The organism is Streptomyces sp. NPDC043876 (genome assembly GCF_056435825.1).
Map to the genome: position 1 here is coordinate 299998 of NZ_JBWKDV010000003.1, position 21374 is coordinate 321371.

The 21374-nt window shown below is 73.8% G+C and carries 24 protein-coding genes; 15 read left to right on the forward strand and 9 right to left on the reverse strand.

Features of this window, described 5'->3' with window-relative positions:
* Window positions 1-538: 538 nt before the first annotated feature.
* The 3 genes from AC0693_RS10740 to AC0693_RS10750 all read left to right on the forward strand — a co-directional run bounded on the left by AC0693_RS10740 (window position 539) and on the right by AC0693_RS10750 (window position 2810).
* Window positions 539-706 carry a hypothetical protein gene (locus tag AC0693_RS10740; protein ID WP_356413188.1) on the forward strand — a complete coding sequence of 56 codons (168 nt, stop codon included), beginning with the start codon at window positions 539-541 and terminating at the stop codon, window positions 704-706.
* A gap of 232 nt (window positions 707-938) precedes the next feature.
* Window positions 939-2408, forward strand: a complete 1470-nt coding sequence (locus tag AC0693_RS10745) for a UDP-N-acetylmuramoyl-L-alanyl-D-glutamate--2,6-diaminopimelate ligase (RefSeq protein WP_469333270.1) — start codon at window positions 939-941, stop codon at window positions 2406-2408.
* Between the two features lie 171 nt (window positions 2409-2579).
* Window positions 2580-2810: an acyl-CoA carboxylase epsilon subunit gene (locus AC0693_RS10750; RefSeq protein ID WP_469315790.1), complete on the forward strand. Its 231-nt coding sequence runs from the start codon at window positions 2580-2582 to the stop codon at window positions 2808-2810.
* A 102-nt stretch (window positions 2811-2912) separates the two neighbouring features.
* On the opposite strand, the gene AC0693_RS10755 is transcribed toward AC0693_RS10750, so the two are convergent.
* Complete coding sequence (locus tag AC0693_RS10755) at window positions 2913-4550, reverse strand: FAD-dependent oxidoreductase (protein WP_478801521.1); 1638 nt, start codon at window positions 4548-4550, stop codon at window positions 2913-2915.
* Between the two features lie 228 nt (window positions 4551-4778).
* Here AC0693_RS10755 and AC0693_RS10760 point away from each other — a divergent pair, with 228 nt between their 5' ends.
* The 7 genes from AC0693_RS10760 to AC0693_RS10790 all read left to right on the forward strand — a co-directional run bounded on the left by AC0693_RS10760 (window position 4779) and on the right by AC0693_RS10790 (window position 10136).
* The gene (locus AC0693_RS10760; RefSeq protein WP_356413194.1) at window positions 4779-5885 is read left to right on the forward strand and encodes a SchA/CurD-like domain-containing protein; all 1107 of its coding nucleotides are present in this window, start codon (window positions 4779-4781) and stop codon (window positions 5883-5885) included.
* A 115-nt stretch (window positions 5886-6000) separates the two neighbouring features.
* Window positions 6001-6468 carry a cupin domain-containing protein gene (locus tag AC0693_RS10765; RefSeq protein WP_356413196.1) on the forward strand — a complete coding sequence of 156 codons (468 nt, stop codon included), beginning with the start codon at window positions 6001-6003 and terminating at the stop codon, window positions 6466-6468.
* Entirely contained in the window at window positions 6465-7736 is a 1272-nt protein-coding gene (locus AC0693_RS10770) for a beta-ketoacyl-[acyl-carrier-protein] synthase family protein (protein WP_356413198.1), read from the forward strand. The genes AC0693_RS10765 and AC0693_RS10770 overlap by 4 nt, the downstream gene beginning before the upstream one ends.
* Window positions 7733-8998, forward strand: a complete 1266-nt coding sequence (locus tag AC0693_RS10775) for a beta-ketoacyl synthase N-terminal-like domain-containing protein (RefSeq protein WP_478801522.1) — start codon at window positions 7733-7735, stop codon at window positions 8996-8998. Before AC0693_RS10770 ends, AC0693_RS10775 begins: the two co-directional genes overlap by 4 nt.
* Window positions 8999-9036: 38 nt before the next feature.
* Window positions 9037-9291, forward strand: a complete 255-nt coding sequence (locus AC0693_RS10780; protein ID WP_356413202.1) for an acyl carrier protein — start codon at window positions 9037-9039, stop codon at window positions 9289-9291.
* A gap of 1 nt (window position 9292) precedes the next feature.
* Window positions 9293-9772: an SRPBCC family protein gene (locus AC0693_RS10785; protein ID WP_356413204.1), complete on the forward strand. Its 480-nt coding sequence runs from the start codon at window positions 9293-9295 to the stop codon at window positions 9770-9772.
* Between the two features lie 34 nt (window positions 9773-9806).
* Window positions 9807-10136: a TcmI family type II polyketide cyclase gene (locus tag AC0693_RS10790; protein WP_356413206.1), complete on the forward strand. Its 330-nt coding sequence runs from the start codon at window positions 9807-9809 to the stop codon at window positions 10134-10136.
* Window positions 10137-10275: 139 nt separating this feature from the next.
* Here the strand turns inward: AC0693_RS10790 and AC0693_RS10795 are convergent, their stop codons facing one another.
* Window positions 10276-11646 carry a helix-turn-helix domain-containing protein gene (locus tag AC0693_RS10795; RefSeq protein ID WP_469333152.1) on the reverse strand — a complete coding sequence of 457 codons (1371 nt, stop codon included), beginning with the start codon at window positions 11644-11646 and terminating at the stop codon, window positions 10276-10278.
* Between the two features lie 152 nt (window positions 11647-11798).
* Between AC0693_RS10795 and AC0693_RS10800 the strand changes: the two genes are divergently transcribed.
* Window positions 11799-13166 carry a M64 family metallopeptidase gene (locus AC0693_RS10800; RefSeq protein WP_478801523.1) on the forward strand — a complete coding sequence of 456 codons (1368 nt, stop codon included), beginning with the start codon at window positions 11799-11801 and terminating at the stop codon, window positions 13164-13166.
* Between the two features lie 27 nt (window positions 13167-13193).
* Here AC0693_RS10800 and AC0693_RS10805 read toward each other — a convergent pair whose 3' ends face one another.
* The 3 genes from AC0693_RS10805 to AC0693_RS10815 form a co-directional block, all read right to left on the reverse strand.
* Complete coding sequence (locus AC0693_RS10805; RefSeq protein WP_478801524.1) at window positions 13194-13631, reverse strand: hypothetical protein; 438 nt, start codon at window positions 13629-13631, stop codon at window positions 13194-13196.
* A gap of 132 nt (window positions 13632-13763) precedes the next feature.
* Window positions 13764-13952: a DUF6381 family protein gene (locus tag AC0693_RS10810; protein ID WP_469315795.1), complete on the reverse strand. Its 189-nt coding sequence runs from the start codon at window positions 13950-13952 to the stop codon at window positions 13764-13766.
* Between the two features lie 128 nt (window positions 13953-14080).
* A complete protein-coding gene (locus AC0693_RS10815; protein WP_478801853.1) occupies window positions 14081-14476 on the reverse strand; it encodes a VOC family protein in 396 nt (131 codons plus the stop codon).
* Between the two features lie 168 nt (window positions 14477-14644).
* On the opposite strand from AC0693_RS10815, the gene AC0693_RS10820 reads away from it, so the two are divergent.
* From AC0693_RS10820 to AC0693_RS10830, 3 genes are all read left to right on the forward strand, one after another.
* Window positions 14645-15589: an ATP-binding cassette domain-containing protein gene (locus AC0693_RS10820; protein ID WP_469315796.1), complete on the forward strand. Its 945-nt coding sequence runs from the start codon at window positions 14645-14647 to the stop codon at window positions 15587-15589.
* Window positions 15586-16575: an ABC transporter permease gene (locus AC0693_RS10825; protein ID WP_478801525.1), complete on the forward strand. Its 990-nt coding sequence runs from the start codon at window positions 15586-15588 to the stop codon at window positions 16573-16575. The genes AC0693_RS10820 and AC0693_RS10825 overlap by 4 nt, the downstream gene beginning before the upstream one ends.
* A gap of 64 nt (window positions 16576-16639) precedes the next feature.
* Window positions 16640-17050, forward strand: a complete 411-nt coding sequence (locus AC0693_RS10830) for a GntR family transcriptional regulator (protein ID WP_356413218.1) — start codon at window positions 16640-16642, stop codon at window positions 17048-17050.
* Here AC0693_RS10830 and AC0693_RS10835 read toward each other — a convergent pair.
* Genes AC0693_RS10835 through AC0693_RS10845 form a run of 3 tightly spaced genes read right to left on the reverse strand, consistent with a single transcriptional unit; the run spans window position 17047 to window position 18787 of the window.
* Window positions 17047-18075, reverse strand: coding sequence for an NAD(P)-dependent alcohol dehydrogenase (locus AC0693_RS10835; RefSeq protein WP_478801526.1), 1029 nt, complete (start codon window positions 18073-18075; stop codon window positions 17047-17049). The genes AC0693_RS10830 and AC0693_RS10835 overlap by 4 nt on opposite strands.
* A complete protein-coding gene (locus AC0693_RS10840) occupies window positions 18072-18365 on the reverse strand; it encodes a helix-turn-helix transcriptional regulator (protein ID WP_468466357.1) in 294 nt (97 codons plus the stop codon). Before AC0693_RS10840 ends, AC0693_RS10835 begins: the two co-directional genes overlap by 4 nt.
* The gene (locus AC0693_RS10845) at window positions 18359-18787 is read right to left on the reverse strand and encodes a hypothetical protein (RefSeq protein ID WP_478801527.1); all 429 of its coding nucleotides are present in this window, start codon (window positions 18785-18787) and stop codon (window positions 18359-18361) included. The genes AC0693_RS10840 and AC0693_RS10845 overlap by 7 nt, the downstream gene beginning before the upstream one ends.
* A gap of 272 nt (window positions 18788-19059) precedes the next feature.
* Here AC0693_RS10845 and AC0693_RS10850 point away from each other — a divergent pair, with 272 nt between their 5' ends.
* Complete coding sequence (locus AC0693_RS10850; RefSeq protein ID WP_478801528.1) at window positions 19060-20157, forward strand: alpha/beta hydrolase; 1098 nt, start codon at window positions 19060-19062, stop codon at window positions 20155-20157.
* Between the two features lie 24 nt (window positions 20158-20181).
* On the opposite strand, the gene AC0693_RS10855 is transcribed toward AC0693_RS10850, so the two are convergent.
* Window positions 20182-21210 (reverse strand): AI-2E family transporter, encoded by a 1029-nt coding sequence (locus AC0693_RS10855; protein ID WP_469315800.1) that lies wholly within the window; start codon window positions 21208-21210, stop codon window positions 20182-20184.
* Window positions 21211-21374 lie beyond the last annotated feature (164 nt).

Genomic DNA, 21374 nt, shown 5'->3' on the forward strand with positions numbered 1-21374 from the left:
CAGATGCCCGGTCGGGCCCCGGCGGACGTAGGGCCCAAGCCTCGGGCCGGATGCCCGGGCCGGTGCCCCGGGCGGGAGCCTGTAGCACCGGCCGGGGCAGATGCTCAGCCGGTGCCCCGGGCAGAAGTCGGGCCGGAGTCCCGGGCCCGCTCCCCGGGCAGGGCCTCAAGCCGGGGCCGCTCCCCGGGCGGACGCCGGGCCGGGGCCCCGGGCCCGCTCCCCGGGCGGGAACCCCGGGCCGGAGACCAGGGTTCGCCCCCCCCGGGCCGGATGCCCAGGCCGGATGCCCGGGCCGGATCCCCAGGCCGGATGCCCGGGCGGACGTCGGGCCGGAGCCCCGGGCCGGTGCCCCGAGCCCGCTCCCCGGGCGGAAGCCCCGGGCCGGTGCCCAGCGCCAGATGCCCGACCGGGCGGGATCCACTTCGGGATTCCCCAGCCCGATCCCCCGACCCGATCCCCGGCCATGGCCCCCGGCCACCGGCGTGCACCTCCGCCGCGCGCGGAATCCCGGCCGGTCCACCGCACGTACACTCGGCGCATGGGTCGCACTCGCACACGCGTCACGGGGAAGAGCCCGCACCGGGCCGCCCTCGCGCTGCGTGCCACCGCGGCCGCGCGGCCCGGGGCCCCCGCGGTCGGCGGGGCGGCGGCGTACGAGGCCGGGGCACCCCGGGCCGGGTGCGGGGCGCCGCACGGCCACGGCTAGCGGTCTTCCGCCGCAGCACCGTTCACCGCCACCCCCGCAGAGCGCACCCGCACCCGCACCGTCGCTCCCCGGGTCCCACCGTTCGCGTTCACCGTTCGCACCCGCTCTCCGCGGAGCCCCGTACCGCCCGCGGGTGCGCGCACTTCTCACCGCAGCCACCGGCGCACCGCCGGAGCTGCCGCCTGGCCGCCGCCGCACGACCGGGCCGCGCGCCACCTTCGAAGGGACCATCATGAAGCTCAGCGAGCTGTTGGCAGGGCACGACCACGAGGTCCTCCGGGGCGACCCTGACGCGGTGGCGATCACCGCGGGGCCCACCTTCGACGTCGACCGGGTGACCCCCGGATCGCTCTTCATCGCGGTTCCGGGGCACGTCGAGGGCGGCCCCGCCGCGGTCGGCCCGGCCCTCGCGCGCGGCGCCGCCGCCGTCCTCGTCGGCGCGGGGGTGCCGGCGGCCCCGGCGCCCGGCGGATGCCTCGTACGGGTGGCGGACACCCGCAAGGCGGCCGCCGTCGCCGCCTCCCGCTACTTCGGCGAACCCGGGCGGCAGATGGACGTGGTGGCCATCACCGGCACCAACGGCAAGACCTCCGTGTCCTACATGGTGGAGTCGGTGCTGCGGATCGCCGAGGGCGCGAAGGTGGGCGTCATCGGAACGGCCGGCAGCCGCATCGGCGACGAGCTGATCCCGATGCCCCGCTCGGCGCTGACCACCCCCGAATCGCCCGATCTGCAGTACCTGCTGGGCGCCATGCGCGACCGCGGAACCACCAGCGCCGTGCTGGAGGCCACCTCGATGGCCCTGTTGACGCACCGCGTGGACCGTACGTTCATCGACGTGGGCGTCTTCACCAACCTGACCCAGGACCACCTGGACGACCACGGCACGATGGACAACTACCGGGACGCCAAACTCCGCCTCTTCCAGGGGCTCTGCCGACGCGCCGTGGTCAACGTCGACGACCCGGTGGGCGCGGGCATCCGGGCGATGATGCCGGGCGCCGTGACCACGTACGCCCTGGACGCGGAGGCCGACTACCGGGCCACCGATCTGGTGCTGGACGCCTCGGGCACCCGCTTCACCCTGCACCACGCCGGGCAGCGATACGCCGCCTCCCTTCCCGTCCCCGGCCGGTTCTCCGTCTCCAACGCGCTGGCCACCGTGGCGGCCTGCCACGTCCTGGGGCACGACCTGCCCGGGCTCGTGGCCGCGCTCGCCGTGATGCCCCCGGTGCCCGGCCGGTTCGAGCGGATGCGGACGCCGGACGGAACCTCGGTCATCGTGGACTACGCCCACTCCCCGGACTCGCTGGACAAGGTGCTGACGGCCATCCGCGGGTTCGCGGCCGGGCGCGTCATCACGGTCTTCGGCTGCGGCGGGGACCGGGACACCACCAAGCGCGCCGAAATGGGGCGGATCGCGGGCACCCACTCCGACCTGTGCGTCCTGACCTCGGACAACCCCCGCCACGAGGACCCGGAGGGGATCCTGGACCAGATCGCGCCCGGTCTGGTGGCCACCGGTACGCCCTTCGAGCGGTTCACCGACCGCCGGGAGGCCGTGGCCCACGCCCTGTCCGTCGCCGGTCCCCTGGACACGGTCCTCATCGCGGGCAAGGGCAGCGAGCCGCACCAGATCGTCGGCGACCGGCTGCTCCCCTTCAGCGACATGGCCACGGTCCGCGAACTCGTCGGGCCGTAGCACGGGCGCGAGCGGGCGGGGCGGGCGCGAGACGGCCCGCGCGCTCGGGCGTGTCGCCCGGATGGGTGTGGACGGAGCGCCCCGGCACGACAGGACGATCCGGCGCTCGTAGCGTCGTCAGCGTCAGGGGCCCATGCGGCCCGACAGGGTGAACTCTCCTGATGAGGGGCCATGTCGATGCAGTCGGACGCGCCGATATCGAACCTGCTGCGGGTCCACCGCGGCACCGCCGAACCCGAAGAACTCGCCGCGGTCGCGGTCGTGGTGGCCTGCCTCGTGGGCCGGGCCTCGCACGCCGCCCGCGAAGCCCGCCCCGCCCACCGGTCGGCCCGGGCCCCCCGCCACCGCCATCCGGGGCCGCGGGGCCACGGGTGCTGGGCGGGATGCTGGGCCTGCGGCTGACCGCGCCCGCCACTCCCGCGCAGGCGGTGACCCGGCCCGCCCGCGCCGGGCCCCCGCGAGGCGCGGTGACCCGGCTCGGAGAGGGCCCGGCGCCGCCCGGCCTCAGGCCGTGCGCAGCACCTGACGCAGTACGTCGGCCAGGACCGCCTCGGGGTCGGCCGCGGCCCCCTCCGCGCGCCAGGCCACGAACCCGTCCGGGCGGACCAGTACGGCGCCCGCGGCCGGCAGTTCGTGGGCCTGCGCCCAGTCGGCGTCGTCCGGCTGGACCAGATCGGCTCCCGAGTCCCCGGTCCCGATCGTGTAGGAGTCCAGCCGTGCGCCGGTGCGCCGGGCCGCCTCCCCGGCCGCGGCCGCCCACGGGGTGCCCGCAGAGCTGAGCAGGACGAACGAGCGCTCGTACAGGTCGAGGGTGGAGATCCGCTGCCCGGCCCGGGTCAGCCACAGGTGCGGCGCCCGCGTGCCGACGTCACCCGTCAGGCGCAGCCCGTCCGGGATGACCGGACGGCCGGGGTCGCCGCCGACGACCGCGCCGACCGGGTAGCAGTAGCCCATGGCCGTGGGCAGCACCCCGCTCTTGGGGCCGCCCCCGCCCATCACCGGCGGCGGCGCGTACCCCGGGTGGCTGTGTTCGGCCGAACGCGCCGACGCCCGCTCGCTGGTGGCCTTGGCCACGGGAAGCCGTTCGGCCTCGTAGGTGTCCAGCAGTTCGGCGCCGGCCGATCCGTCGAGCACCGCCGCGATCTTCCACGCCAGGTTGTGGCCGTCCTGGATGCCCGTGTTGGAGCCGAAGGCGCCGGTCGGGGACATCTCGTGGGCCGCGTCCCCGGCGAGGAACACCCGGCCGGAGGAGTACCGCACGGCCACCCGTTCGGCCGCGTGCCACGGGGCCTTCCCGCCGATCACCACGTCCAGGTCCGGGACGCCGATCGCCTCGCGGATCTGGCGCACGCACCGCTCCTCGGTGAAGTCCTCCAGCGTCTCGCCCCGGTCCGGGTGCCAGGGGGCGTGGAAGACCCACTGCGACCGGTTGTCCACCGGCAGCAGCGCCCCGTCCGCGCCCGGCCGGATCAGGTAGCAGACGATGAAGCGCAGGTCGCCCAGCACCTCGGTCAGCCGCTCCGAGCGGAAGGTGATGCTGACGTTGTGGAACAGCTCGCCGCCACCCGTCTGGGGGATGCGCAGGGCCTCCCGGACGGGGCTGCGCGGACCGTCCGCGGCGATCAGGAAGTCGGCGCGCACCCGGATGTGCTCACCGGTCTCCCGGTCCTTCACCAGGGCGTCGACACCGTCCTCGTCCTGGGTGAAGCTCATCAGTTCGGTGGAGAAGCGCACGTCGGCGCCCTGCGCCCGGCTCTGCGCGGCCAGTTCGGGCTCGATGTTGTTCTGACTGCACAGGCACCAGCCGGTGGGGCTGAAGCGGGCCAGTGCCCCGCCCGGGTCGATGGCCTTGACCAGCCAGTTGTGCTGGTCGCCGGTGAGCGATTCCGTCTGCAGGATGCCGTTGTTGCCTTCGAGTACGGATGCGGCCCGCCGGATCGCCGGTTCCGCTCCGGCCGTGCGGAACAGTTCCATGGTCCGGGCGTTGATCCCGCGTCCGCGCGGGTGCTCCGAGGTCCCGGCGTGCTTCTCGACGAGCAGGTGCCTGACCCCGTGACGGCTCAGGAACAGCGAAGTGGACAGGCCCACGAGGGAGCCGCCCACGACGAGGACCGGTACGCGGACATCGACGTTCTCTTCCATTGGCGAAGGGCTCCTGATTTCTGTGCGGGTCGGTGCGGGGCGGTGAAGTCCTTTGTGCGAAGTCCTTTATGCCCGGATCCGTCCGCGAGCCCGGGCGATTCGCCGGTTGTCACCCGCTTGATTGTGAGATGTAGCGGTACGTGGCGGTCGGGATGACCATGAGGGACAGCGGCACCGCCCCCGGACCGGAACGGGCTGGCCCCCACGTCTTCACGAAGGAGCGAGCAGATGACCAACACCCTGGCCGAACGGGTGTCACAGTCCGCCTTCGACGGCTCGATGCTCCGGGTCGTCCTGCTGATGGACCTCCACGAAGGGACCCAGCAGCGCTTCTTCGAGGCGTACGAGCAGCTCCGCCACGACATCGCGTCCGTCCCGGGCCACCTCGGCGACCAGCTCTGCCAGTCCTTCGAGAACCCCTCCCAATGGCTCATCACCAGCGAATGGGAGAGCGCGCCCCAGTACCTCGCCTGGGTCAACAGCGAGGCGCACGCCGAACAGGTCCGCCCGCTCGGCGCCTGCGCCCGCGCCATGAAGCCGCTCAAGTTCACCGTCCTGCGCGAGACGGGCAAGCGCTACGACGCCCCCGCCGCCCCCGCGGTTCGGGCCCGGCTCCAGCCCGCGCCCCGGCTCGGCGCCGGCATCGTCCGCCACGGCCTCACCTTCACGGTCAAGCCCGGCAGCGAGGACGCGGTGGCGGAGATCCTCTCCTCCTACGCCTCCCCGGCCGCCCGGGTCGACGACCACACCCGGCTGCGCCGCACCTCCCTCTTCATGCACGGCAACCGGGTCGTGCGGACGGTCGAGGTCCAGGGCGACCTGATGGCGGCCCTGCGGCACGTGTCCGAACAGCCCGAGGTCCGCGCCGTGGAGGAGGCCCTGAACCCCTACCTGGAACAGGACCGGGACCTGGCCGACCCGGAATCGGCCCGCATGTTCTTCATGCGCGCCGGACTCCCCGCGGTCCACCACATCGCCGCCCCCGAGGAGGAGCCGGGCGCGGCCGACGTCCACCGCCACGCCGTCCTCTACCCCGCCAAGCCCGGCTGCGGGCCCGCCCTCGCCCGGTTCCTCTCCCGGCAGGACGAGGCGGCGGCCCGGCGCCCCGGCGGGCCGGTGCGCAGCAGCAGCATCTTCCAGCGCGACGACGTCGTCGTGCGCCTCCTGGACGTGAGCGGTCCCCCCGAGGCGCGCCCCGCGGCCGCCGTCGGCCTCGAGGGACCCCGCGCGGCGGCGGTCCTGGCGCGGCTGCTCGCCGGACCGGCCGGGCACGCCCCGGCCGCGCCCCGCCCCATGAAGCTGATCACGGACCGCCACGCACCCGCGGCGTCCTGATCCGGCCGCGGCGACCGCCCGCACACGGCGGTTGCCCCGCGGCACCCTTCCACCCCCGTACCCCCAGCCACGACAGCCTCGCGCAGGCTCCGTCTCCGCCCGGAGGAAGTCCGCCATGACCAGAGAACGCCCACGCATCGTCGACCTCAGCGAGACGCAGCCCAACACCCGGCGCGGAGGAGATCTGCGAGCCGTGCTCACACCGACGTCGGTGGGCTGCACCAGCGGTTTCATGGGCCTGGCGGTGATGGCCCCCGGAGAATCCATCGCCGAGCACTACCACCCGTACTCCGAGGAGTTCGTGTACGTGGTGGCCGGACACCTCGAGGTCGACCTCGACGGCGAGCCCCACCCGCTGCGCACCGACCAGGGGCTCCTGGTTCCGCTCAACGTGCGCCACCGGTTCCGCAACGTCGGCGACACCGAGGCGCGCATGGTCTTCCACCTCGGCCCGCTCGCCCCCCGGCCCGAACTGGGCCACGTCGACACCGAGGAGGCGGCGCACGCGACCACGCACGCGACGGCGCACACGACGGCCGTCGAATGGGATCGCCCGCCGGACCGTACGGGAGCGGTGTCGTGACCCGCCGCCGGGTGGCCGTCACCGGAGTCGGCGTCGTCGCGCCCGGCGGCATCGGCACGGCCGCCTTCTGGGACCTGCTGTCCCACGGGCGTACGGCGACCCGTGGGATCACCCTCTTCGATCCCGCCGGCTTCCGCTCCCGGATCGCCGCGGAGGTCGACTTCGACCCCGCCGCGCACGGCCTCGACGAGGACGCGACGGCCCGCGCGGACCGGTACATCCAGTTCGCGCTGGTCGCCGCCCGGGAGGCGGTGGCCGACGCGGGCCTCGACCTCACCGGCGACGCGGGCTGGCGCACCGGCGTCTCCCTCGGCACCGCCGTCGGCGGCACCACCCGCCTGGAGCACGACTACGTCGCCGTCAGCCAGCGGGGCGAGTGGTGGGACGTGGACGAGCACCTCGCCTCGCCCTTCCTGCACCGCGCGTTCACCCCCGCCACCCTCGCCTCGGCGGTGGCGGAGCAGACGGGCGCGCGGGGGCCGGTACAGACCGTGTCCACCGGCTGCACCTCCGGCCTCGACGCGATCGGGTACGCCGTCCACTCCATCCAGGAGGGGCGGATGGACGTCTGCGTCGCGGGCGCCTCCGACTCTCCCGTGTCCCCCATCACGGTCGCCTGCTTCGACGCCATCAAGGCGACCTCGGCGAACAACGACGACCCGGCCCACGCCTCCCGGCCCTTCGACGCGCACCGCGACGGATTCGTCCTCGGCGAGGGCGGCGCCGTCCTCGTCCTGGAAGAGCTGGAGCACGCCCGGGCCCGCGGCGCCACCGTCTACTGCGAGATCGGCGGGTACGCCACCTTCGGCAACGCCCACCACATGACGGGGCTCACCTCCGAGGGCCTGGAAATGGCCCGGGCCATCGAAACCGCCCTCGGGCAGGCCCGGATCGCCGCCTCGGACGTCGACTACGTCAACGCGCACGGCTCCGGCACCAAGCAGAACGACCGGCACGAGACCGCGGCCGTCAAACGCGTCCTGGGCGACCACGCCTACAAGACCCCGATGAGTTCCATCAAATCGATGGTGGGGCACTCGCTCGGCGCCATCGGCGCCATCGAACTGGCCGCCTGCGTCCTGGCGCTCCGCCACCAGGTCGTCCCCCCGACCGCCAACTACGAGACCCCCGACCCCGAATGCGACCTGGACTACGTACCGCGCACCGCCCGGGAACACCGGCTGCGCAGCGTGCTCTCCGTCGGCAGCGGGTTCGGCGGCTTCCAGTCCGCGGTGGTCATGTCCCAGCCGAAGGAGGTGAGCGTGTGAACGCCGCCCCCCGCACCGGCGGCCGGTCGTCCGGCCACCCGGCGGTCGTCATCACGGGCGTCGGGGTCGTCGCACCCAACGGGACCGGCGCCGACGCCTTCTGGAAGGCCACGCAGGCCGGGGACGCGGTCATCGGCCGGATCACCCGGCAGGGCTGCGAACACCTGCCGCTGCGCGTCGCGGGCGAGGTCCGCGGCTTCGACCCGGGCACCCTCGTCGAGGACCGCTTCCTCGTCCAGACCGACCGGTTCAGCCACCACGCCCTCGCCGCGGCCGACCTCGCCCTGGAACACGCCCGGCTCGGCCGCGCGGACTACGAGGACGACCCCTACTCCGTGGGCGTGGTCACCGCCGCGGGCTCCGGCGGCGGCGAGTTCGGGCAGCGCGAGCTGCAACGGCTCTGGGGACAGGGCCCCCGCTACGTCGGCCCGTACCAGTCCATCGCCTGGTTCTACGCGGCGAGCACCGGCCAGGTCTCCATCCGGCGCGGGTTCAAGGGCCCCTGCGGGGTGCTGGCCAGTGACGAGGCGGGCGGCCTGGACGCCTTCGCCCACGCCGCCCGGGCCGTCCGCCAGGGCAGCCGCGCCATGCTGGTCGGCGCGACGGAGGCACCGCTGGCCCCGTACTCGGTGGTCTGCCAGCTCGGGTACGAGGGGCTGAGCCTCAGCGACGACCCCGAACGGGCCTACCGCCCCTTCACCGACAAGGCCTGCGGCTTCGTTCCGGCCGAGGGCGGCGCCATGTTCGTCGTCGAGGACGGACGGGCCGCCGTGGCGCGCGGCGCCCCCGTGCGCGCCGAACTGGCCGGGCACGCGGCGACCTTCACCGGACCCGGCCGCTGGGCGGCGTCCGCGGAGGGCCTCGCCCGGGCCATCGGCGGCGCGCTGCGCGAGGCGGGCTGCGCCCCCGAGGAGGTCGACGTCGTCTTCGCGGACGCCCTCGGCACCCCGGAGGCCGACGCCGCCGAGGCCCGCGCGCTGCACGCGGCCCTGGGGGCCCACGGCCGCAAGGTGGCCGTCACCGCTCCCAAGAGCGGCATCGGGCGCGCCTATTGCGCGGCCGGAACCCTCGACGTCGCCGCCGCCGTTCTGGCCCTGGAGCACGGCATCCTCCCGCCCACCCCGAACGTCTTCGACGTGTGCCACGACCTGGACGTGGTCACGGGCGGCGCCCGCTCCGCGGAGCTGCGCACCGCCCTCGTGCTGAGCCGGGGCCTGATGGGCTCCAACTCGGCGCTCGTGATCCGCAGTCAGCACCCGTGACCCACGGAAGAAGCAGTCGCAGAGAGAAGGCACCCACCATGTCCGACCGACTCACCCTGGAAGAACTGGCGGCCCTGATGAAGACCGCCGGCATCACCGTCGACCCCGCCGAGCTGGCGAGCCGTCCGGACGCCGTGTTCGACGACTACGGCCTCGACTCGCTGGGGCTGCTCGGCATCGTCGGTGAACTGGAGAACCGGCGCGGCCGCGCGCTGCCCGCCGACGCGGACCGCTGCAAGAGCCCCGCCGAATTCCTCGACCTGGTCAACAGCAGCCTGATGACGGGAGCCTGACATGGCCGGCCACACCGACAACGAGATCACCGTCAAGGCGCCCGTCGACCTCGTCTGGGAGATGACCAACGACCTCCCCAACTGGCCGCGGCTCTTCAGCGAGTACGCGTCGATCGACATCCTCGAAGAGGCCGGCGACACCACCCGGTTCCGGCTGGCGATGCACCCGGACGAGAACGGCGTCGTGTGGAGCTGGGTCTCCGAGCGCACCGTCGACCGCGACGGCCTGACCGTCCGGGCCCGCCGCGTCGAGACCGGACCGTTCGCGCACATGAACATCCACTGGGAGTACGCCCCCGTCCCCGGCGGCACCCGGATGCGCTGGGTGCAGGACTTCGCGATGAAGCCGGAGGCCCCCATCGACGACGCGGGCATGACGGACCGGATCAACCACAACTCCCGGATCCAGATGGAACTCATCCGCGAGAAGATCGAGCAGCACAGCCGGGAGAACCCCGTCCCCGTCGCCGGCAGCCGCTGACCCGCCACCCCGCGCAGAAAGGCCGTCCCCTCCGATGCACCAAGCGCTCATCGTGGCCCGCATGGCGCCCGGTTCCGCACCCGACATCGCCGATCTGTTCGCGGCCTCGGACGCGGGCGAGCTGCCCCACCTGGTCGGCGTCAGGCGCCGCAGTCTGTTCCAGTTCGGCGAGGTGTACATGCACCTGATCGAGTCCGACAGCGCGCCGGGCCCGGCCATCGCCCAGGTCACCGACCATCCGGAGTTCCGCAGCCTCAGCGAGAGCCTCTCCCGCTACATCAGCCCGCACGACCCCGACACCTGGCGCGGGCCGAAGGACGCGATGGCCCAGCGGTTCTACCGCTGGGAGCGCCCCGCCGGCTGACGGCGACCGGCTGACGGCGACCGTCTCACGGCGACCGGCCGACGGTCCGGCCGGACAGCCCCCGTACGACCCGCACGGCCCCGGGCCGGGACGGGCGCCGCGGTATCCACCGCACGGCGCTCCGCCCCGGCCCGTCGTGCTATCGGGGCAGCCGGAGCACGTCCGCCGCCGGCCCCGGTGCGCCGGAGGGGGCCGCGGGCGCGGGGCCGAGGGTCGTCGTCCCCGGAGCCGCGCGATGGCCGAGCCCGGTCCGGTACGCGTCCAGCGCGGCCTCCGTGCGCCCGGCGCGCCGCAGCAGGTCACCCAGCAGCCGGCACAGGTCGGCGAGGTCCCCCGAGGCCCCGCTGCGCTCCAGCAGGGCCAAGGCCCGCACGTAGTGCTCCTCGGCCGCCGCGGCGTCCCCGCGCTCCTCGGCGATCAGCCCGAGCAGCCGGTGCGCCCCGCCCGCGTGCACCGCGCCGTGCCGGTCGCCCAGCTCCAGCAGCTCCGACAGCAGCGCCGCCGCCTCCTCGCGGCGGCCGAGGCGCCGCAGCACGTCGGCCAGCTCCACCTCGACCTGCGCGGTGTAGAGCGCGGCCCGGCGCGCCGCGAGCATGTCCCGCGCCGTGCGCAACTCCGCTTCGGCCGCCTGGAGTTCGCCGTTCTGCGCCTGTACGTACCCCCGCATCCAGTGGCAGTGCGCCAGGTCCGTCCCCAGCCGCAGCTGGCGGTAGATCGCCTGCGCCTTGGCCAGCGAGGCGTCGGCGTCGGCGGGCCGCCCCTCCGCGAGGAACGTCCGGGCCACCTGCCGGTGCATCCCCGCGACAAGCGCCGGATCACCGACCCGGGGTGCGAGGGCCAGCGCGAGTTCGGCCGCGTGCGCGGCCCGGGCGTGCGCGCCCATGTCGATGTACGGCCCGATGACGGCGGCGTAGAGCAGCAGCAGCGCCTCCGGGTCGGGCAGTCCGCTCGCGTTCAGTTCGTCGATGGTCGATTCGAGGAGGTAGCAGGCGTAGCGCAGTTCACCGGCGAGCAGCATGGCCACCGCGCGGCCCCGGATCGGGCGCGCCCGGCGGTGCAGCGGCTCGCCCTCCAGCAGTCGCTCCGCCTCCTCGAACCGGGCCACCGCGTCGCCGAGTTCACCCGCTTCCAGCGCGCAGTCCCCGAGGCCCAGCAGGGCCTCGGTCCGCTCCGCGGCGAGGCCGAGGGCCTCGGCCTCGGTCAGGAGCCGCCGGTAGTGGTCGGCGGCCTCGTCGGCGTCGCCGGTGGCCAGTGCCCGCTGGGCGTCGGTGAGGGCGAGCCGTAGCTCGGTGGCCAGGTGGGCGGGCCTGCCGGTAGCCAGTTCCTCGTAGCTGACGTCCAGGCGCCCGGCGAGGAAGCGCAGGGCCGTCTCGGACGGCCGGACCCGGCCGGACTCCAGCGTGGAGACGTAGGCGGCGCTGTAGGAGGGCTCGGCCAACTGCTTCTGGGTCAGCCCGCGCTCGCCCCGCAGCCGCTGCACCCTGCGTCCGATCTCGGCCGGTTCGTCCATTGATGCTCCCTGGTCCATCCCGCCAACACGACGCTCACCGAACAGTATTGGGGCGTGCGGACCATTGCGCACGCCTCCCGCGCCCCCTAATTTAAGCAACCGATTCAGTCTGTTTAACCGACTGCTTAACTTCCTGTTCCCGGGGGCACCTCATGAGACCAGTCATCCGCCCGGCCCTGCGCGCGACCGCGCTGGCGTGCTGCGCCACCGTCGCCCTGCTGGCCGTCGGACCGGGCGGCGCCAGCGCCGATCCCGCGCCGCGGCCGACCGCCGCACCGCCCGGCGCCACCCGCGTACCCGTGGAGGTCCCCGGGCCGGAGCGCGGGGAGGCGGCCGGGTCGGGGTCGGTACAAGTGCCGTCCGAGGGCCGGGCGAAGCCCGCGCTGCGGCTCCCGGAGGCCGAGCGGACGGCCGACGGGACGGTCACCAAGATGATCGACAACGGTCCGGTGTCCGACCGCCTCGACATCGTGGTCGTGGGTGACGGCTACACAGCCGCCGAACTGGACCGCTTCCACACCGACGCCAAGGAGAAGTGGGCGGAGCTGAGCGCGGTCGAGCCCTACGCGAGCTACCGCAACCTCTTCAACGTCTGGACGGTCGACGCGGTCTCCCGGCAGTCCGGTGTCACCGGTGACCCCGACGCGACGACGGTGCGCGACACCGCGCTCGGCTCGTACTTCTGGTGCGAGGGGATCGAGCGGCTGCTCTGCGTCGACCAGCCGAAGGTGGACGGGTACGTGGCGAAGGCGCCCGCCGCCGACCTGGTGATCGTCCTCGCCAACAGCGCCAAGTACGGCGGCGCGGGCTACAACGAGCGCAGCGCGACCCTCGGCTACGAGGGCATATCGACCGCCTCGGCGGGCCACCCGAAGTCCGGCCAGGTCGCCATCCACGAGACCGGTCACTCGCTGGGCAAGCTCGCCGACGAGTACTTCTACCCCGGCGTCCCGGAGTACGAGCACTACACCGGTCCCGAGCCCGTCGACCCCAACACTTCGACGCTGGCGGCCGGTCCTATGGGCGGGCAGCGGGCCAAGTGGTACCGCTGGCTGGGGGAGACGTCGCCCGACGGCGGCACGGTCGGTGCGTACGAGGGCGGCGGCTACTTCGTCTCCGGTCTCTACCGGCCCACCGACGCCTCGATCATGCGGGTCCTCGGCAAGCCCTTCAACCTGCCCGGTGTCGAGGCGATGATCGCCGGGTTCCACCAGCACGCACACCTGGTCACCCCGCTCGCCCCGACCGGGCGCACGCTGCGCCTGCGGGACACCGCGAAGATCTCCGTGCCCCGGCTGACCGGCCAGGACGGACGGCAGCCGGTGGTGCGCTGGTACCTGGACGGGCGGGAGCAGAAGCGGCTCGCGGGCCGGACCGACGTACGCGTCGCCGACCTGTGGCTCTTCGACCTGCGCCCGCACCGGCTGACCGTCACGGCCGAGGACCGCACGCCCTCCGTGCGCGACCCGGAGCTCGCCCGCGCCCTGCGGTCGTCGGCCGAGTGGCAGGTCCGCCTCTGAGGGCGGACCCGCCGCAGTTCCCTTGGGCTAGAAGACGCCGCGGGTGGTCTGGAGGTAGTAGGCCACCAGCCCCACCACGCAGGCGACGACCAGCCACGACGTGAAACCGGTGTGCCGCCGCCCGGAGCGGCGCCCGGCGCGTCGGGGTCCCGCCGCGCCTGCCGCGTCGGCGGGGCCCGACGCCGTCTCGGCCAGCAACCGGCGGCAGGCCGTGGCCAGTTCGGCCGTCCCGGCCGAGCGCCGGGCGACCGCCTCGCAGCGGGCCGGGGCCGTCGTACCGCCGTCGAGGATGCGCCCGGCGCGCAGCAGCACCTCGTCGGCTCCGGCGCCCGAGGACAGGCTGATCCACCGCCGCACGTGATCCCCCCGGATCACCACCACACCCGACCGGTCGCGGTAGACGGTGTGCTCCCGCCACAGCACCGCGGCCAACTCCGCTGCCAAATCTCTTAGTTGCGCGCTCATCCACGCACCCCCCGCTTCGCCGGATATTCGAACAAACAGGTGATCCTAGCGACCGCGGTGCCCCGCGCGGGGTGCGGGGTCCCGTCCGGCAGTCGGCGCGTCCGCCCGTCGGCCCGTCGGCGGGCCGGGGGGCTACCTGAGGTCCATCCCCGGATCGTCGATCCGGCTCTCCTGCTCGCTCTGCTCCCGCAAGCGCTGGGCCCTGTCCCGGAGCCGCTCGCGGTCCTGCGGGTCGGCGGCCCGCTCGGCCGCCTCGCTCAGTTCCCGCGCCTTCGCGCGCAGCTGCCCCGCCCGGCCGCCGGGCTCGCCTGCACCGCTCATGATCGCTCCTCTGGTCGACGGGGACAGCGGGCGCATTCAGCGAAGCAGCAGCGCGGCGCATCCGCATCCCGGAGCATCACGGAGCGTGACCCGGCGCCCGGGGCGGCGGTCCGCCGGGTCGCAGCGGCCTACGCCGGGAGCGCCCGCGTCCACTCCTGCAGCTCGACCAGGTTGCCCTCGGGGTCCGCGAGGTGTGCCACTCGGAGCCGGTCGCCCAGTGCGACCGGCTCCCGCAGGAACGCGGCGCCGCGCGCGGCGAGTTCGGCGTGCGCGGCGTCGAGGTCGTCGACCCGGAGCGCGATCAGCGCCCGGTGGCCGGCGGGCGCGTCCGCGAGCGCTCCGACCACGGCGGTCATCAGGGACCGGTCGTGGAGGGCGATCGCGGCGCTGCCGCCGTCGGGAGAGAGCTTGGCGTAGGGCCCCCGCTCGTCGTCGGCCTGCGGGGTGAGGCCGAGCACGTCCCGGTAGAAGCGGTAGCAGGCCGGAAAGTCCGTGACCAGCAGGCGGATCTGAGTGAGTTCCATGCTGATTTTCATGCCGTGGAGCCTAGGGCACGCCCCTGCGGGAGCCCTGCCCCGGCCGCCCGTCCGCCCTCCACCTGGACGTTCGTCCCGGGGGGAGGTTGACAGGAGAGATCGGCCGACTCCATCATCAATCCACTAGTCACATAGTGGATTGATGGAAAGGGGGGTGTGCGGAACATGACCACTTCCGGCACGGCACGTGCCCGGTGGGCCGTGGAGTCAGACGGCCTGGGAAAGAAGTACCGGCGCGGATGGGCGCTGCGGGACTGCTCGTTCCGGATCCCGGCCGGGCGGGTCTGCGCCCTGGTGGGGCCGAACGGTGCGGGCAAGAGCACCCTGCTGGGCCTGGCGGCCGGGCTGGACCGGCCGACGGAGGGGGAGCTGCGGATCTTCGGGGTCCCCGCCGGAACTCCCGCCGGGATGCCCCGCTGGTCCTACCTGGCCCAGGACAAGCCGCTCTTCAAGCGGTTCACCGTCGCGGACCACCTGCGGATGGGCCGGGAACTCAACCCGGGCTGGGACCAGGACACCGCCGAGCGGATCGTGGCGGAGGGCCGGATCGAGACGACCGCCCGCACCGGCCGGCTCTCGGGCGGCCAGCGCACCCGCGTGGCCCTCGCGCTCGCCTTCGGCAAGCGCCCCGAACTCCTCTTGCTGGACGAGCCGTTGGCCGACCTCGACCCGGTGGCCCGCGACGAGATGGGCGCCCTGCTGATGGCGGAGGCGGCCGAACACGGCACCACCGTCGTCATGTCCTCCCACATCCTGGCGGAGCTGGAGGGCATGTGCGACTACGTCCTGGTCCTCGCCGACGGCCGGGTCCGCATGGCGGGTGAGGCCGACGAACTGGTGGCCATGCACTCCGTGGTCACGGGGGTGACCGCGGACGGGGAGCTGCCCGCGGCGCTCCACGACCACACCGTCATCGAAGCCCGCACAGCCGGACGGCAGTTCACCGCGATGGTGCGGCGCCAAGGAGCCCTCAGCGGCGACTGGCAGCGTCTCGAACCCGCGATGGAGGAAGTCCTCCTCGCCTACCTCCGCTCGCCGCAGGCGCCCGCACTGCTGTCCCCGGCCGCCGTTCCCACCCACCGAGAGGAAGGCGCGGCATGAGCGCGCTCACCCGGCACACCACCGACCACGGACCCGCCCGCCAGGGAACCGCCCCGGGCCGCCCCGGCCGGCTGCGCGGTCTGGCCTGGCTCGTCGCGCGCCAGCACCGCACCGTCCTGATCGCCGTCGTCGCGCTGACCGTCCTCGGCGCCGCCGCGATCGTCTACCAGCGGGGCGCGATGCTCGATGTCCTGCACGCCGCCGGCTGGCCCGGCGCCCTGAAGGACTCGGAAGTCTCCAACCGGGTCGGCAACGACTTCAACGGCTACGGCGCCTACCTGACCCAGCTGCCCGTCCTCCTCGGTGTCTTCCTCGGAGCCCCGCTGATCGCGGCGGACCGGGAAGCGGGCACGGCGGGCCTCGTCACCACCCAGTCGGTGACCCGCGGGCAGTGGCTGCGCTGGAAACTGCTCTTCGCCCTGGTCCTGGCCGTCGTCAGCGCCGGGACGCTGAGCGCGCTGCACACCTGGTGGTGGCATTCCATCGCCCCCTTCGGCGCGGGCGACTGGCTCCAGGGGTCGGTCTTCGGCGCCACCGGGCCGGTCCTGGTCGCGACGACGCTGTTCACCACCGCGCTGGGCATCGCCATCGGCGTCGTGGTGCGGCGCACCGTGGCCGCGATGGCCCTCACCTACTTCGCCGCCTCCGCGGTGACCCTCGGGCTCCAGGAGTTCCGGTTCCGGCTGGCCACCCCGCACCGCATCACGTACCCGTTCGGCGGTGACTACCCCGTGCTCGACCGTGCGGTGCAGACGGACCAGTGGGTGAGCACCGCCTCCGGCAAGCTCTACGGATTCGGCACCTGCGTGCACGACGCGGCCCCGGACGCCTGCCGCGCCAAACTCGGCATCGTCAACTCGGTCTGGGAGTATTTCAGTTACGACCAGATGGCCGTCATGCAGTGGACCGAGGCGGGGATCTACCTCGCCTTGGCCGCCGGCGCGACCGGCCTGGCCCTGTGGTGGAACCGCCGGTTCCCGCGCTAGCGCGAACGGCACGCGCCGGCATGCGACAGCAGCAACCGAACGACGAGCGAGGAGGCAGGACCACGTGGTCGTGTTCCGTATCGAACGCCGGGCAGGTCTGCCCACCTACCTCCAGATCGTGTCGCAGGTGGAGCAGGCGCTGCGGATGGGCGCCCTGGTCGAAGGGGACAAGCTGCCCACCGCGGCGCAGGTGGCGGCCAGTACGAAGGTCAACCCCAACACCACGCTGAAGGCCTACCGGGAGCTGGAGCGGGCCGGGCTGGTCGAAGTGCGCCAGGGCGCGGGCACGTTCATCACCCGCACCCTGGTCACCCCCGGGACCGGTCCCGGATCCGTGCTGCGCGCGCGGCTCGCGGAGTGGATGGGCGAGGCGCGGGACGAGGGCCTGTCCGCCGAGGAGGTGACCACCCTGTTCGACGGGGTGCTTGCCGAGACCTTCCCGGCGGCCCGCGGGGAGCCGGACGCGGAAGGCTAGGGGAGAGCCTCTCCTGCCGCCGCGGCCGGTCCGACGGTGACGACCGACTTGCCGCGGACCCGGTGCTCCGCCAGGCTCCGGACGGCCTCCGGCGCCTCGCGCAGCGGGTACGTCCGGTCCAGGGCCGGGGTCACCAGCCCCGCCCCGACGAACTCGGCGAGCACCAGCAGGTCCTCGTATCCGGGCGCCGCGACCATCGGCCGCAACCGCTGGCCGACGAACGGCGACAGCAGTGCGGCCCCCAGCAGCCGCCCCATCCCGCCGGTCCACCGCCCCCCGGTCTCGTCGCCCACCAGCACGAGCGTCCCCCGGGGGGCGAGGACCGTGCGCAGCCGGGACACCGGCCGGCCCCCGGCTATGTCGAGGACGAGGTCGTAGCGGCGCGGGGCCCCGTCCCCCGCGCCCGCACCGCCCGCGATGTCCTCCCGCGTGTAGTCGATGACGCGGTCCGCGCCCAGCGAGCGCACCAGATCCCCCTTGGCGGTGCCGCACACCCCCGTCACGTCCGCGCCGTACGCCTTGGCGAGCTGTACGGCGTACGATCCGACGCCCCCGGAGGCCCCGATGACCAGCACCCGCTGCCCCGCCGCCAACCGGCCGACGTTCCGCAGGGCTTGCAGGGCCGTGAGCCCGGACACCGGCAGTGCGGCCGCCTGTTCGAAGCTCAGGGAGGGCGGCTTGGGAGCGAGGGTCGCCTGCGGCGCGCACGCGTACTCGGCGAAGGCCCCCTTGCCGACCCCGAACACCTCGTCGCCGGGCCGCAGTCGCGTCACCTTCGCGCCGACCTGCTCGACCGTCCCGGCGAGGTCCATGCCCGGGACGCGCTGTCCGGGCCGCCGCAGTCCGTAGCCCATGAGCCGGACCGGATAGGGCGTTCCCGTCATCAGATGGCAGACGCCCGCGTCGACCCCGGCGGCGCGCACCCGCACGAGGACGTCGTCGTCCCCGGGCACGGGCCGCTCCACGTCGGGGTCGAACCGCATCGCGTCGGCCGTGCCGTACGCGTCCTGAACGATGGCCTTCATCGTGTGCCGTCCCCGTGGTCGCCTTCGGTGCCCTGTGCCGGGCCGGTGGTCTTGCCGCTGCCTGCCGCGTCCTCGTCGTCCGGGTACTGGAAGACCTCTTCCAGGGGGACCCCGAAGACGCGGGCGATCCGGAAGGCCATCTGGAGCGAGGGGGAGTAGCGCCCCTTCTCGATCGCGATGACCGTCTGGCGCGTCACGCCGGTGCGGTCCGCCAGCTCGGCCTGGGTCATCTCCCCGTGCGCGAACCGCAGGGCGCGGATGCTGTTGGTGACCTCCGTCGGCTTCACCATCCCCGGAACCCCCACCGGTAGGCGGCGATCCGCGCCGTGGAACCGAGCACCGCCGACAGGACGAAGGCCAGGTAGACGACGTTGGCGATCCAGAAGTAGTCCAGCTCGGCCATCGCCATCAGCAGCGCCGTGACGCCGCCCAGGACCAGGAACCACTGTCCGACGTGCTCCCCGAACCGGCCGATCTCCCGGTCGCGCTGATCCGTTCTGCGGCCGCTCCCCGGGGAGCCGATGCCGACGGCGATGTTGACCGCGATCGTGGTCCCGATCGCCCCGCCGATCGACCACAGCATCAGGGGTGCGTACGCCACGGCGGCGGGGGAGCCGCCCCCCGCCCGGCCCAGCACCAGGGCGACGTAGACCGCGTACGCCGCGACGGCCACCAGCCCCGTGGTCCAGGCGCGCTTCTCTTCGAACGACACGTGCGCTCTCCGTTCCCGTGCGGGGCGTCCCACGCCATGTAAAATATCTTTGACACACCTGGAACGTACGGTCTGCTTGACCTCATGTCAATGATTCTTTACTTCACGGGGAAGCGAGGGGTACGCGTCACCCGCCCGGACGAGTCGGGGGCCCCGATGTGGAACGGATCGTCCCGCGCGGCGCTCTACCCTGACGCGCACCGACGCGGGTGCGCCCGGGCCCGCGGCCCGGCCCGCACCCTCGCAGAGAGCAGTTCCGATCCGTGAGTCTGATGAGTAACGCGTTCCTGGTGACGGTCCTGCTGGGCACCGTGGGGGTGTTCGCGGCAGCGGTGTGGCTGTGGCCCCGGCTCGCGCGCCGCAGCGGACGGGCCGTGCTGGGGCGCGTCGGCCTGATCCTCACCGCGCAGGTGCTGGTCCTGGCCTCGGTCGGACTCGTCGCGAACCGGACCTTCCTGCTCTACGGATCGTGGGGCGACCTGTTCGCCGGCCAGAAGACCGAGGCCGCGCAGAGCGGTGGGGCGCCCGGCGGCGCGTCCGTCAAGGTCCTCGGCCGGCAGAAGCCCGAAGTCCCCGGCAGCGCCGATCCCCGCTCGGCCGGGGTGGTCGAGAAGGTCGTGCTGCAGGGCGAGAAGTCCCGGCAGGGCGGGGAGGCGTACGTGTACCTGCCGCCGGAGTACTTCCAGAAGGGGAACGAGCAGCGGACGTTCCCCGCCGCCGTCGTCCTCACCGGCTACCCGGGCATGGCCGAGAACCTGGTCCGCAACCTGCGCTACCCGAGGACGGCGTGGACGCTGGCCAAGGAGAAGAAGATGCCGCCGATGATCCTGGTGATGATGCGGCCCACCGTCGTGCCGTTCAACTCGCAGTGCATCGACATCCCGGGCGGCCCGGCCACGGAGACCTTCTTCGGGACCGACCTGCCCCGGACGCTCTCCCGGACCTACCGGACCGGCACCGGACCGAGGAACTGGGGCATCATCGGCGACTCCACCGGCGGCTACTGCGCGCTGAAGATGGGGCTCCAGCACCAGGAGAGCTACTCGGTGGCGGTCGGCCTGTCGGCCGACTACAAGCCCGAGGTGGACGCGCAGTCCGGTGACCTCTTCCACGGTGACAAGAAGCTGGAGAAGCGCTCCGACCTGATGACGAACCTGGAGCAGCTGCCGAAGGGCAAGTCCTCCTTCCTGGTGACCACCTCCCTCATCGGCGAGTCCAACCTCAAGCCGACGCGGGAGTTCATCGAGAAGGCCAAGGGCCGCGCGAACGTCTCCTCGATCACCCTCGACAGCGGCGGCCACGGCTTCAACACCTGGCGCCGGGAGATCCCGCCCGCCCTGGAGTGGATGGGCGCCCGCCTGGGCAAGTGACGGCCGGAGCCGCGCGGGATCCCGCTACGGGCCGGGGGCGCGCAGCGTCTGGCGGACCGACCACAGGACCGAGACCAGCGGTACCGCCACCACCGCGCCCACCACCCCGGCGGCGATGGCCCCCGCGATCACGGACAGCGCCACCACCACGGGGTGCAGCCGCACGGCCCAGCTCATCACCAGCGGGTGCAGCAGGTGCCCCTCGATCTGGCCGATGACCACGATCAGCACGACCACCAGGGCGGCGATCAGCGGCCCCTTGACGGCGAGCGCCACGACGGCGGCCACGGCGAGCGCCACCGGGGAGCCGACCAGCGGGATGAACGCGGCGAAGAACTCCAGCAGGGCGAGCGGTACCGCCAGCGGCACTCCGAGCAGCAGCAGCGCGATGCACACGAGCACGGCGTTGGTCCCGGCCACCAGCACGATGCCGTGGGTGTACCCGGTGAACGTCCGCCACGCCGCCCGCCCCGCGACCGCGACCCGCTCCCGCGCGTCCCGGGGCAGCTGGGCGCAGAACCAGCCCCACTGCCGGTCGCCCGAGTGGATGAAGAAGACCGAGCAGAAGAGGGCCAGGGCGATCACGGTCAGCGCCTGCACCAGCCGCCCCGCCCCGCTCAGGGCCGTGTCGAGCAGCGTGGCCCGATGGCTGGAGAGGTACGAGCCGAGCCGGGCCTGAGCGTCGCTGAGCGCGTGCGGATCCAGGCGGAAGGGCGCCCGTTCCAGCCACGGCTCGATCCGCAGCAGCCCGTCCCTGAACTCCGCGACGAGGTCGTTCCACTGGCTCGCCACCGTCTCGCCCACGAACGCCAGCGCGCCGAGCACGAGCACGAGGGAGCCCAGCAGGACGCACGCCACCGCGAGGGGCCGCGGGATCCACCGGGCGAGGACGTTCGCGGCCGGGCGCAGCAGCGCCGTCGCGACGAGGGCGAGGAAGACGGCGAGCCCGATCTCGTGGAAGCGCCCCAGGACGACGAAGACGCCGTAGGCCACGGCCGCCACGACCAGCAGCCGCCAGGCGTGCGCGGCGGCGGTGCGCAGCAGCGGTGACACGCGCGCATCGCCCGCCGCGTACGTTCGGTACCGCCCGGGCGCGGTGGGGATCCGCTGCCGTCCCGCGCGTCCGGGGCCTCCGGAGCGTACGGTGCGGCCGGTGGAGCGCCGTACCGCCCGCGTCGTCGATCTCCTGGTCAGGGCCGACGGGCCGGCCGCCCCCT